This is a genomic window from Actinoplanes sp. TFC3 (assembly GCF_001553785.1).
In the GTDB taxonomy this organism is placed as follows: Bacteria; Actinomycetota; Actinomycetes; order Mycobacteriales; family Micromonosporaceae; genus Actinoplanes.
Map to the genome: position 1 here is coordinate 4414473 of NZ_LOJP01000001.1, position 12174 is coordinate 4426646.

Here is a 12174-nt window from a genome sequence, read left to right on the forward strand (position 1 = left end):
GGCTGGGGGTGCCTGGGCGGCTTCTCCGGGGGTGGCGATCGGGCCTGCCCTGCACCTGCTTCGCATCCCGCCTGATTTTTCGGAGATGTCCGGTCAGGGGGATGAAGCGGCGACGGGAACAGAGCGACAGCGCCTCGACAATGCGCTGTCAACTATCCGAACCGAACTACAGCAACTCCACAACGACATCTTCACGGCCCACCTAGCGCTCCTCGACGACGCTGACCTCCTCGCCGACGTGCACGAACGCATCGCCAACGGCAGCTCTGCTCCCCCGGCCTGGGCAGCCGCCACCGCCCGGGTCGCCGCGGAGTTCGACGCGCTGACCGACCCGTACCTTCGCGAGCGGGCCACCGACGTGCGCGCCGTAAGCGATCAAGTCCTACGGGCGTTGCTCGGCCTGCCTGCGGCCCTCGTCGCCGGAACCGGCGTGCTGATCGCGGAGGACCTGACCCCGGCCGAGGCCGCCGCGCTCGACCCTGACCGGATCGCCGGGGTTGTGCTCACAGCCGGGAGCCCTACCTCACACGCCGTGATTCTGCTACGCAGTAAGGGGATTCCGGCAGTGGCAGGCACCGGGCTGTCGGTTGCGGGCGGCACGGTGGCGGCGCTCGATGGCAGCACCGGCGAGGTGGCCGTGGCGCCCGGCGAGGGTCCGCTGCGATCGTTCCGGGCCAGGGCACAAGCCGAGCAAAAGAGCCGGCAAAAGGCATTTTCCCGTACGTCCTCGGCTGCCATAACCCGCGACGGCCGGACGATCGCCGTGGGGGCGAACATCGGCTCGGTCGAGGATGCTCGGACGGCGGCCGCGCAGGGGGCCGACCTCGCCGGGCTGGTGCGAACCGAGTTCCTGTTCCTCGGGCGGGAATTGGCGCCCAGCCTCGAGGAGCAGGTTGCCGTGTACCGGCAGATCGCCGAAGCCCTGCAGGGCCGGCGGATCACCTTGCGGACCCTCGATGTCGGCGGGGACAAGCCTTTGCCGTACGCACCCGCGCCCCCCGAGGCCAACCCGTTCCTCGGTCTGCGCGGTATCCGGCACTCGCTCACCTATCCGTCGCTGTTCACCACGCAGCTACGCGCGATCCTCGAAGTGGCCCGTACGACACCGGTCAGCGTCATGTTCCCGATGGTGACCACGGTGGCCGAGTTCCTGCACGCGCGCCGGTTGCTGGACGATCTCGGGGAGGCACCGCCCGACCTGCATGTCGGCATGATGATGGAGGTCCCGGCAGCGGCGTTGAAGGCGGCGGAGTTCCGGCCGTACCTCGATTTCTTCAGCATTGGCACCAACGATCTGACGCAGTATGCTCTCGCGGCTGAGCGCGGCAATCCCACGCTCAGCCCGCTGACCGACGGGCTGGACCCGGGTGTGCTGCGGCTGATCGAGGCGGTGTGCGCCGGCGCGAGCGACGACGTGACAGTGGCGGTGTGCGGGGAACTCGCGGCGGACGACACCGCGATCCCGTTGCTGCTCGAACGCGGCGTGACGGAACTGAGCGTGGCGCCGCCGCTGGTACCGCGCGTCAAGGAAGGCGTGCGCGCGGCGATCGTGGGTATCCCGGCCGGGAGCCGACCTGAGGAGGACACAATGTCGATCAGCCCCGAGGACCGCGAGGAACTGCGCACCGAGGCCAAGGAACGCATGGAGGACATGCCGGGCGAGACGGCGCTGGGCAACGCCGACCCGGCCGCGGGTGGCATCGGCGACCCGAAGACGTACGAGGGCAACGAGGGTGGCACGACGGCCCAAGACCAAGAGTGATGACCGTCCGGCCCGGGAGTTACGAACCGTAACCCCGGGCCCCGTCCCGCTCCGGGCGACGCAGCGTGATGGCAAGCTCAGCGGCGGAAGCGGTGGCGGGGGCGGCGTTGAGCAGCCCGCGGATCCCCTCGCGTACATCGTCAGTCATCTCGATATTGCCAGGCAGTGGGCGCCGGGGCGTGCGGCGAGGAGCCACGTGCGGACCACTGCGCTGTCGTGAGCGTGTCGCCGTGGCGGTTGAGGACCTTGGTGGTCAAGGTGTGGTGCAGGGCGGGGTCAGGGTCGGCGCACGCGTCGGTCAGTACGGTGACCCGAAAGTCCAGGTCGGAGGCCTGCAACGCGGTGGACAGCACGATGCCGCTGGTGGCGACGCCCGCGAGAACGAGGTGGCCGATACCCCGGGCATCCAGGAGCTGCCGCAAGTCGTTGCCCGCAAAGGCGCTGACCCGATTCTTCCGTACGACCACCTCACCCTCACCCGGCGCCACATCGGGGTGGATCGCGGCACCGGGGTCGTCAGGCGTGTACCGGCCCGGCGGCAGAGAACCGAAGATCCTGTTGCGCGGGTGGGCATCGGCATGGCCGGGCCGGAACCCGAGCACGACGTGGATGACGGGAACGCCGGCACCCCGGGCGGCTTGCAGGGCCGTGGCAGCAGCCGGCAGGAACGCCGCCGGTACGCGAGCAAGGTGGTGATGCTGGAGATCCAGGGCCAGCAGGGCGGTACGGAACCCGGGCTCAGCCGGCACCGGGCGATGCGGGTGGCTTGTCACTTCGCACACCTTTCCATGCCGCGGTGCTCACAGGTGGCCGGCCTCCACCAGCGTCAGCAAGGCCGTGCGCAACACGTCCTGGCCCTGCTGCGTCAAGGCGCCGGCGTCGGACGGCGAGGTCAGCAGGGCGGCTCGCCGGCGCAGACAGCGGACCATACACAGATAGCGATCGTGGAGCCGGGCCGGACAGGCTGTTGTGCGCCCGGATGCTGCAGCAGTACGACATTGACGTCACCGTGTACGGCGCCGACGCCGCAGCCAGTTCCCGGGACGCCGGCGGGTCACTCGACCTGCACGCACGCGCGCAGGCCATCGCCGTTCTTGCTATCCGAGCCACCGCAAGCCGGCAATTTCCTCATCGGGGAGGGGCAGCGGCCGGCCCCCGGGCCGATCTTGTGCGCCCCGGCCGATCACGTCGAGGCCGGCCGGGGTGACCAGGCTGCGCTCGAAGGTGAGCACCACCAGTTCGCGATCGTCGCTGAGGTGCACGACGCGCCAGCGGCTGGCCAGCACCTTGAGCAGCCCCCGGCCGCGCCACGTGAACAGCCCGGACCCGGCGTCGAAGCGGTCCACGCCCTCGATGCGTTTGCGCGCCCCGGAGCGGGTCCGGTAGCTGACCGTGTCGCGCAGCGCGAGACCCTCGCCGGGCAGCGGCTCGTAGGTGAAGGCCGGCTCGAGGCGGCGGCCGGACAGCCACATGGGGAAGGTGGTGGCCAGCACCCGCCACTGCCCCGGCAAGGTTTTCCGCAAGATCTCAGCGTCGCGCATCGATTGCTTCTATGTCACCGCCGGGGCGTGGGTCAAGTGGGCAGTGCCCCGGGGATTCACCGGCAGCCCTCGGTCGCCACAGTGTCGTGACCTCCCCGTGACCAGGTGAACTTTGGACCGCACCGCTCGACGCGGCCTGCGTGCACCCTTAACCTGACGTTTCGACAAACGTCTCGGTAACGGAAGGCACCGTTATGTCTGGTCCGGCTGTGCTGGGCGCTGCCGTCGAGGTCAGCACCAATCCCGACGGCACCCTCGTCATCCGGCCGCACGGCACGCTCGGGGCTGCCGAGGCCATCGAGCTACGCCGTGTGCTGGTGCGCGCCATCCGCCGCGACCGGCCGCTGCGGCTGGTGCTGGAGCTGGCCGACCTCGACGACGCGCTGGACTCCATCAACCTGGGCACGCTCGCGGCCGCGTGCTCGCTCGGCGACGACTATCAGGTGGCGGTGTTCCTCGACCGTCCATCGGCGGTGCTGGCCGACAACTTGACAGCGGCCGGGGTGCCCGCCCACCGCCTGCGCACCATCGCCGGATAGCCGCAGGTCAGCGCGCTGGAATCCAGCAGGATCGCGGTTGCGGTCAAAGCGATGCCCGGTCAAGCAGCTGAGCCAAATGCACAGCAGGCCGCTCCCGCAGATCCGCAACCTGCGTCCGGCAGGAGAACCCGTCAGCCAGCACCACAGCACCGGGCGCCGCGTCCAAAGCCGGCAGCAGATTCTGCGCAGCCACGGCCACCGACACCTCGTAGTGCCCCCGCTCAACGCCGAAGTTTCCAGCCAGTCCACAGCACCCGGCCAGCCGCTGAACCTGAGCACCGCTGGCAGCAAGCAGATCCGCGTCGGCCTTCCAGCCCAGGACCGCATGGTGGTGGCAGTGAGGCTGAGCAACCACCTCTACATCGGACAGGTCCGGCGGGGTCCAGCCGGGGGTTTGGGCCAGCAGCTCGGCGAGCGTACGCACGGAGCCGGCTACCCGCTGGGCGTCTGCGTTGCCGGGGAGAAGCTCGTGTACATCTGAGCGCAACACCGCAGTGCAGGAGGGCTCGATGCCGACGATGGGGATGCCGGCTTGGGCGGCGGGGGCCAGCGCTGTGACCGTACGGGTGAGGATGGATCTGGCTTTGTCCACCTGGCCGGTGGTGATCCAGGTCAGACCGCAGCAGACGGAGCCGGAGGGTAGTCGGGGTTCGTAGCCGGCGGCGCGCAGGACACGGACGGTGGATTCGGCCACCTCTGGGGAGAAGGCGTCGGAGAACGAGTCGGCGAAGAGGATGACGGGCTTGCGGTCGGTGGTGAGGGGTTTGAAGGTGCGGCGGAAGGGGCGGCGGGCGAAGGCGGGCACGGAACGGCGTTTGTCGACACCGGCCAGCCACAGGGCGATCGGGCCGAGGCCGGGCAGCCGGATGGCCAGGTTGGCAAGGCGCGGCGCCCATCCGGCAAGGCGAGCCCAGAAAGGCAGTTTGCCGAGGGTGTAGTGCGAGCGCGGGCGAAGCTTTCCCCGGTACGTCTGGTGCAGCACCTCGGACTTGTAGGTTGCCATGTCGATGCCGGTCGGGCAGTCGGAGGCGCAACCCTTGCAGGACAAGCACAAATCCATCGCGTCGTGAACCGACGGGTGCGACCAGGCCAGCTCGCCGCGGACGACCTCCTGCAGTACCCGGGCCCGGCCGCGGGTGGAGTCCTTTTCCTCAAGGGTGGCCAGGTAGGACGGGCACATCACGCCACCGGCGGCGGAGTTGTCGGCGCGGCACTTGCCGACACCGGTGCAGCGGTGCACGGCTTGGCCGAGGTCGCCGGCGTCGTGGGGGTAGGCCATGGCGAGTTGTTTCAGCGGGAAGCGACCGGCCGGGCGCACGTCGGCGTCGATGGGGTCGGGGTCGACCAGCACGCCGGGGTTGAGCAGGTTGCCGGGGTCGAACGCGTGCTTGATGCCCTTGAACAGGGCGATCGCGTCCGGGGAGTACATGTGCGGCAGCAGCTCCGAGCGGGCCCGGCCGTCCCCGTGCTCGCCGGACAGCGAACCACCGAACTCGCCGACCAGGCGCGCGGCGTCGGTGAGGAAGTCACGCATGATCTTCGTGCCGCCGGGCTGGTCCAGCGGCAGGTCGAGGCGCACGTGCATGCAGCCGTCACCGAAGTGGCCGAACGGTGCGGAGGTCATGTCGTACGAGGCCACGAGTTCGTCGAAGCGGGCCAGGTAGGCGCCCAGCTTCTCGGGCGGCACGGCGGCGTCCTCCCAGCCGGGCCACGCGGGACGATCCGAGGGAGCCCGCCCGGCCAAACCGGCGCCGTCCTCGCGGATGCGCCACAACCGGGCCTGCGTGGCGGGATCGGTGACCACCAGCGCGTCGTCGGCGATGCCGTCCGCGGCGAGCTTGCGGGCCCGGGCGTCGACCTCACCGGCGTCGTCACCGGCCAGCTCGACGAACAACCAGGCACCACCGCGCGGCAGCGGCGGCACGGCATCGGGGCCGCGGCGGGCGCGCAGCACGTCGAGCAGACGCGAGTCGAGGCCCTCGCAGGAGGTCGGTCCGTGCGCGACCACGGCCGGGGAAGCCTCGCCGGCGGCGACGATGTCGCGGAAGCCGAGCACCACGACCACGCGGACCGGGGCGTCGACGACCAGTTTGACGGTGGCCTTGGTGATGACGGCGAGGGTGCCCTCGGAGCCGACCAGCGCGCGGGTCAGGTCGAAGCGTTCGGGGATCAGGTGCTGCACCGCATATCCGGAGACCTGCCTGCCGAACCGGTCGAACTCGGTGCGGGCGGTGGCCAGGTGCCGGCCGATGACCGAGCGGACGTTGTCGATGACAGGGCCGCCGCTGTCGCCGTTGGGGCCGGTGGTGAGCTTGTCACCGGTGGCGGTCAGCAGTTCCAGGGCGGCGACATTGTCGGAGGTGCGGCCGTACGCCAGCGAGCGCGAACCGCACGCATTGTTGCCGATCATCCCGCCGATCGTGCAGCGCGGGTGGGTGGAGGGGTCCGGCCCGAACCGCACGCCGTGCGGGGTGACAGCTTTCTGCAGGACGGCGTGTACGGTGCCCGGCTCGACAGTTGCGGTGCGCGCCTCGGGGTCGATGTTCAGGACCCGGTTGAGGTGGCGGGAGAAGTCGAGCACGATGCCGCGCCCGACGGCGTTGCCGGCCACCGAGGTGCCCGCGCCGCGCGAGGTCAGCGGCACGCCGGTCTCGCGGGCGACGTCGAGCGCGGCAGCCACCTCGTCGGTGTGCCGGGGGCGCACCACGGCCAGCGGGGGAATCCGGTACAGCGAGGCGTCGGAGGCGTACATGCCGAGGGTGCCGGCGTCGTTGCGCACCTCGAGGCCGGCCTTCTCAAGCGCATCCACCAGCTCAGTCATGGGTAACATGTTACTCGTGCCCGTTCTCGTTCTTTCCCCTGAGGCCCCCTCGCTGGCCGACGCGGTGGCCCAGTCGGTGCGCGACGGGGTGGCCGCCGGCGAGCTCGTGCCCGGCACCACGTACTCGGTCTACCAGCTCGCCGAGTTGCTCGGCGTGTCCCGCAGCCCGGTGCGTGAGGGCTTGCTGCGCCTGGCCGAGGCGGGGCTGGTCGAGATCCGGCGCAACCGGGGGTTCCGGGTCCTGCCGCCCCGCGCGCACGACATCGAGGAAATCTTCGGGATCCGCCTCGCCCTGGAACCACCGGCGGCCCGGCTGGCCGCCGAGCACGGCACCGACGAGCAGCACACCGCCATCCGCGCAGCCCTGAACACCATGGCAACGGCCACTGACAGCCCGTCGTTCTGGATGGCCGACCACGCCGTCCACGATCTGCTGTTGCACGCCGCCGGAAAACCCCGCACCGCCGCAATCGTTGAGGGGTTGCGCAGCACGACCGCGTTGCTCGGCCCGCCCACCACGGCCAGCGGGCGCACCCTGGCCGAGATTCACGCCGAGCACGTGCCGGTGGTGACGGCGGTGCTGGCCCGCGACGGAGCTGCCGCCGAGGCCGCCATGCGCACGCACTTGCAAGCCACGGCGGAGTTACTGGTGGCCACTTTGCAACGACCCCTTGCGCCGGGCACCGAGACTGGATGACATGCCGACGCCCCACAGCCGCACCCGGACCGCGCTCATCTGGTTCGCTGTCGCGGCTGCCGTCGTACCGCTGCTGTGGCTTTTCCTTTCCTCTGCGGGCCTTGCGGCCGACCCGCGCGGTGACGTCGAGCACACCATCAATGCCGTCACGCTTGTCGCGTTCGGCTGGTCGGTCATCGCCGCGATCCTGTTGCGGCCGCCGGTGGCTGCGCTCGCGGCGGTGACCGGTGCGGCTGCCCTGCTGGGTGGGACCACTGGCCTACTGCTGACCTCGGACGCCGGATCGGGGTTCGCCATCGAGGCGTGGGGCAGGGCCGTGCGGGGCGTCGCGTTCGTGCTGCCGGGGATGTCGATCGGGTACGCCGTCACAGCCGTCGCGCGCCGGTTGCCCGCTAACGCCGACCGGCAGCCGACCGGAAGGGTCATCTCGGCCGCCACGGTGCTTCTGCTCGGCACCGACGCCCTCGGCTGGATGGTTGCGCCGGGTCACCACTTGATCACGGATCCCGTGCTGGATTGGCTTGCTGCGGACGTACAACCGGGGCTGTTCGTGCTTTGTGCTCTGACGGCCGTTCCCGCGCTCGTGGCGCTCGTTGCTTCCCTGCCGCTGTCGCCTCCCGGTAAGCCGCAGGTGTTCTCGCCGGAGAGCTGAGGGCGCGCTATGGTGGCTACGCCTTCAACAGCGATGGCTTGACCATCAAGCTGCCCTCGTTCGGGAGTTCCCCATAAGCCTGCCTTCGCCGGCATCAATGCGGCCGTTGCTCGTCGATGTGAACCATCACAGCGAGACCGCCCGCACCCGGATGACCGTCTCCGGCGAAGTCGACAGCGTGACCGCGGACCAGCTCGAGAAGGCGTTCCTCGACGCCGTGCGCCACCACCAACCGTCCCACGTCGAGGTGAACATCGAAGGCGTGACCTACCTTGACTCGACCGGCATCCGCGCGCTGGTGCTGTGCCAGGCCGGCGCGCGGGCGGCCGGCTGCCGCCTCATCCTGGTCAAGACGCCGCCGGCGGTGTACCGGGTGCTGGAGACAACCTCGCTGCTCGACCACTTCGGGGTTCACGAAGCGGGCTGAGCCCTTCGCTCTCCTGGACCGCGGTCCGCTGGGCGCTGCCGGCCATGCGTATGGCTACGTGCATCCAAGCCGGGGCGGCCAACTCGACGGACATGCTCACCTCCTGACAGCAAGTGGCTTGCCGCACCAAAGAAACCGCGCCTCCGGCAACGAGCGGGTTGCTCAGCGCGCCGAGCAGAACTCTTGCAGGGCCGCGGCGTCGGCTGGGTCGATCCATTCGTAGGTGCCGCGCAGGTGGTCGGCGCGCTGGTCGACCGTGCTGATGGCGGCTGTCATGCCGCCCCAGGGCATGCTGATGTGCAGCAGGGTTCGCTGGATGCCGGTCGGCAGGTGGGGGCTGCCGTCGGGGGTGGCGCGCAGCAGCAGGCCGCTGGTTGAAACATCCTCGACGTGGCCGGTCAAGGCGATCAGGCGGCGGCCCGGGGCGGCGTCGAGCTGGGCCGTGCCGGTCGCCGCATAGGTTCCGGAGCGCCGGGCCGCGCCGCGTCGCTGGACCACGCCGGCCGGTGGGGTGTCGCCGGTGATGGTGAGCATGCCGTCGCGCAGCTCCGCTTCGACCCAGGTGACGCCGGCGCTGCTGACCAGCTCGAGGATGCCGTACCGCCGGGTGCCGGGGCCGTCGAGGCTGAGCACCGGCATCGGCGGAAGCTCGGGCACGAAGTCCGCGCGGACCTCGGCCAGCGAGATCAGTGCCGTCGCTTCCTCGCCGAGACAGCGCAGCGTCAGAGTGCTTCCGGCCGGCACCGTGACCATCGAATTCCCCGCTCACCGCATCAGACTTCCCTGACGACGATCTCACGGCATCAACCCCGGAAATGCGCGTTCAACCCCATTTTCCGGTACGCCCGCAGCGCCCCGGTCGTGCTGTCGACCCGGAAGTTCGTGTCGTTGTGCGTGTCGGTGTCGAACCAGACGAGCGCACCGATCCCGGGGGTCCTGCGGACGTACCCGCAAAGGTCGTCGATCCAATCCGCCTTTGACGTGCCCCCGAAATCGATGCCCGCGGTTTCGGTGATGATGATTGGCTTGCTGGAGCCATAGGCGTTGACGACCGGATTGAACAGCGTGGCGGGCGATTCCTTGTAGAAGTCGTAGCCGGAAACCCCGACCCAGTCCACGTAATCGTCACCGGGGTAATAGCGCTGCAGGGCGTTCCACGACTCGTTCGGGCTGGAATTCCAATTCGGGCTCCACACCCACGCCACGTTGTCCGCGCCTTCCTCGGCAAAGATGCGGTGAATACGGCGCCACGCGGACACGTACTTGCCGGGATCCTTGCCGTTGCCGGCGCCGCCCCAGGCGAACCAGTCGCCGTTCATCTCCCACGCCCAGCGCAGCAGCAGCGGCTTTCCCTGCGCGGCCAGGTTGCGAGCCGCGGCGGCGATCAGCTTGTCCGAACCGCCGCCATTGACCTTCGACCAGGCGACGCCGTGCCAGGAAATCATCAGCGTGCTGCCGGACCCGATCCCGGAACGCGTGCGCGGCATGGCCTCGTCCCAGGCCCAGAATTGATGCACGATGCGCTGGTCGCGGCCCAGTTGCCCGCGGCGCATCCGCAGGCTTTCGGGGAGCGATTTGCCGCTCAGGCTCAGGTACGCGCCCAGCATGACGGCATTCTCGGCCGGCGGAACCGGGCCGCCTCGGGTGGTGTCCCGCGCCGCCGGCGCCTCGCTGGTGGCGGCCGGTTTGCCGGGAGTGTGCGAGGTCGTCGCCGTGGCCGCCGGAGCGATACTGGTGACCGGCGACGCTGATGGTGCGGGTGTCGCCGAGCGCGCCGGCGGGACCGGGACGACGCCGGTGGCAGCCGTGGTGGCCGTGGCGGTCGGCGGGGGGGACGGGCGGGAACAGGCCGCCGGCAAGGCGGCCAGCGTGGCCACCGCGAGCAGGTTCCGTCGCGACATCCGGGGCATGCACCGGCTCCTTCTCCTAGCTGGTCGAAGCCGCACGCTACCCCCTTGAGCTGGGCAAACCCAAGCTTGGGGCGGGTTGAGGACCGCTTGATGCCCGGGCGTCCGGTACCGCCCTCGCATGGGGCCGCATGGCGCCGCTCAAGGGGCCGCGCGGCGTTGCCTCGGGGCCGCGTGGCGTTGCCTCGGGGTCGCGCCGGCGTTGGTTCGAGGGGCATCATGACAATCACGTGACATCGCGGGCGCTCAGGTTTGTGGCCACGGGAGGTCCGGGCACCCAGCGGCCATGGAAATCTCCGGCATCATCACCGCGGTCATCATCGGCCTGGTCATCGGCGCGCTCGGCCGCCTGGTCGTGCCCGGCAAGCAGAACATCCCCATCTGGCTGACGATCCTGATCGGCATCGTGGCCGCCCTCATCGGCACGTTCATCGCCGCCGGGCTCGGCGTCGCTGACACCGGTGGCATCGACTGGATCGAGTTGCTCATCCAGGTCGTGCTCGCCGCGGTCGGCGTGAGCCTCGTGGCCGGGCTGCGCGGGCGCCGCTGAGCCGGCTGGGCGGCGGGGGCGCCGGCGTCACTTGGGTGATCACCGCTCTCCCGCCGTACCCGGAGATGTACGGACGGTAACAGACGCCCAGGCCCATGCATCGACGTCGTTTTATTCGCCACTGGCAGGGTATGATGCTCAGCATCTGCCCTGGAGATGGACGCTGCACCGGCGCGTTTGCCTACTGTGGGTAGTCGCGCCGAGGCGGAGGACGCCGGAGCCGTAACGACCTTGGGGAGGTCGCGGTGCGTGTGCTTGCGGGGCGCTATCGGCTGGGTGACGCCGTCGGCCGGGGCGGCAGTGCGATTGTGCACCGCGGCTTCGACCGCACGCTCAAACGCCACGTTGCGATCAAGCTCTTCTTTCCCTACGGTCCCGCCTCCGACGAGCCCTCGGCCGAGGTGCTCCGCGAGGCCCGCACCGCCGCCGGGCTCAACCACCCGAACGTGGCTCGCATCTACGACTACGGCGAGGTCACCGACGACGGCGAGCGCACGCCATACCTGATCATGGAGCTCCTCGAAGGCGAGACGCTGGCCGACCGGCTCACCGGCGTGGGTGTGATCGAGTGGCGCCGCGCCGCGGAGATCTGCGCCGACATCGCCTCCGCCCTGGCCGCCGCGCACGAGCAGGACCTGGTCCACCGCGACGTCAAGCCGCGCAACGTCATGCTGACCCCCAGCGGCGTCAAGGTCCTCGACTTCGGCATCGCCGCGGCGGCGGGCCAGAACAGCTTCGACACCCAGGGCCGGCTCTGGGGCACCCCGGCGCACCTCGCCCCGGAACAGCTACGAGGAGAGCCAACCTTCCAAGCAGCCGACGTGTACGCACTCGGCCTCGTGCTGTTCGAATGCCTCACCGGCAAACGAGCCTGGCCGGGCCAGAGCGTCGGCGAAATCCTCGCCTCCCGCCACGGCCGCCAGGCCCCGCACCTGCCCCGCATCGCCGGCCTGCCCCGCGAGGTCGCGCGGATCTACGAGGCCAGCACCGCCGAGGACCCCGCCAAGCGCCCGACCGCGCAGGCCGTAGCCGAGGTGCTGCGCACGGCCGCCACCACGGCCCCAGAGCTCCGGCCGGCGTTCCGGATCTCCATCCCGGCCCCGGTCCAGGGCCGCTCCCGCCGCCGCGCCCTGGTCACCGGCGCGGTAGCCGTGATGACCGCGGTGCTGAGCATCATGGGCCTCCAACTGGCAAACGGCGCGTCCACCCCCGGAGGCCACAAGGCCGAAGCCGCCGCCGACAACCCCCAACCCGCTGCCCCCGTGTCAACCTCTGCAT

The 12174-nt window shown here is 70.3% G+C and carries 14 protein-coding genes; 7 read left to right on the forward strand and 7 right to left on the reverse strand.

Annotated features, from left to right (window positions below; translation table 11 throughout):
• On the forward strand, positions 1–1762 hold a 1762-nt coding region (gene ptsP, locus TFC3_RS19820; protein ID WP_082772173.1), incomplete at its 5' end, for a phosphoenolpyruvate--protein phosphotransferase.
• A gap of 19 nt (positions 1763–1781) precedes the next feature.
• Here ptsP and TFC3_RS40035 read toward each other — a convergent pair.
• From TFC3_RS40035 to TFC3_RS37185, 4 genes are all read right to left on the reverse strand, one after another.
• Complete coding sequence (locus tag TFC3_RS40035; RefSeq protein WP_255363777.1) at positions 1782–1910, reverse strand: hypothetical protein; 129 nt, start codon at positions 1908–1910, stop codon at positions 1782–1784.
• Positions 1903–2535, reverse strand: a complete 633-nt coding sequence (locus TFC3_RS19825; RefSeq protein ID WP_201787190.1) for a cysteine hydrolase family protein — start codon at positions 2533–2535, stop codon at positions 1903–1905. Before TFC3_RS19825 ends, TFC3_RS40035 begins: the two co-directional genes overlap by 8 nt.
• 27 nt (positions 2536–2562) lie before the next feature.
• Complete coding sequence (locus tag TFC3_RS40040) at positions 2563–2691, reverse strand: hypothetical protein (protein WP_255363778.1); 129 nt, start codon at positions 2689–2691, stop codon at positions 2563–2565.
• A gap of 168 nt (positions 2692–2859) precedes the next feature.
• On the reverse strand, positions 2860–3303 hold the full coding sequence (locus TFC3_RS37185; protein WP_067502047.1) for a hypothetical protein: 444 nt from the start codon (positions 3301–3303) through the stop codon (positions 2860–2862).
• 194 nt (positions 3304–3497) lie between these two features.
• Between TFC3_RS37185 and TFC3_RS19835 the strand changes: the two genes are divergently transcribed.
• Positions 3498–3842, forward strand: coding sequence for an STAS domain-containing protein (locus tag TFC3_RS19835; protein WP_067502050.1), 345 nt, complete (start codon positions 3498–3500; stop codon positions 3840–3842).
• A gap of 43 nt (positions 3843–3885) precedes the next feature.
• On the opposite strand, the gene TFC3_RS19840 is transcribed toward TFC3_RS19835, so the two are convergent.
• Entirely contained in the window at positions 3886–6672 is a 2787-nt protein-coding gene (locus tag TFC3_RS19840; protein WP_067502054.1) for an FAD-binding and (Fe-S)-binding domain-containing protein, read from the reverse strand.
• A gap of 7 nt (positions 6673–6679) precedes the next feature.
• Between TFC3_RS19840 and TFC3_RS19845 the strand changes: the two genes are divergently transcribed.
• From TFC3_RS19845 to TFC3_RS19855, 3 genes are all read left to right on the forward strand, one after another.
• Positions 6680–7360, forward strand: coding sequence for a GntR family transcriptional regulator (locus TFC3_RS19845; protein WP_067507104.1), 681 nt, complete (start codon positions 6680–6682; stop codon positions 7358–7360).
• A gap of 1 nt (position 7361) precedes the next feature.
• A complete protein-coding gene (locus TFC3_RS19850) occupies positions 7362–8012 on the forward strand; it encodes a hypothetical protein (RefSeq protein WP_067502057.1) in 651 nt (216 codons plus the stop codon).
• A 106-nt stretch (positions 8013–8118) separates the two neighbouring features.
• Positions 8119–8439: an STAS domain-containing protein gene (locus tag TFC3_RS19855; RefSeq protein ID WP_161952638.1), complete on the forward strand. Its 321-nt coding sequence runs from the start codon at positions 8119–8121 to the stop codon at positions 8437–8439.
• A 162-nt stretch (positions 8440–8601) separates the two neighbouring features.
• On the opposite strand, the gene TFC3_RS19860 is transcribed toward TFC3_RS19855, so the two are convergent.
• A complete protein-coding gene (locus TFC3_RS19860) occupies positions 8602–9192 on the reverse strand; it encodes a hypothetical protein (protein ID WP_067502062.1) in 591 nt (196 codons plus the stop codon).
• Positions 9193–9242: 50 nt separating this feature from the next.
• Positions 9243–10349 (reverse strand): glycoside hydrolase family 26 protein, encoded by a 1107-nt coding sequence (locus tag TFC3_RS19865; protein ID WP_153040308.1) that lies wholly within the window; start codon positions 10347–10349, stop codon positions 9243–9245.
• Positions 10350–10632: 283 nt separating this feature from the next.
• Here TFC3_RS19865 and TFC3_RS19870 point away from each other — a divergent pair, with 283 nt between their 5' ends.
• Together TFC3_RS19870 and TFC3_RS19875 are read left to right on the forward strand one after the other, a co-directional pair.
• Complete coding sequence (locus TFC3_RS19870) at positions 10633–10896, forward strand: GlsB/YeaQ/YmgE family stress response membrane protein (RefSeq protein ID WP_067502069.1); 264 nt, start codon at positions 10633–10635, stop codon at positions 10894–10896.
• Between the two features lie 245 nt (positions 10897–11141).
• On the forward strand, positions 11142–12174 hold a 1033-nt coding region (locus TFC3_RS19875; protein WP_067502073.1), incomplete at its 3' end, for a serine/threonine-protein kinase.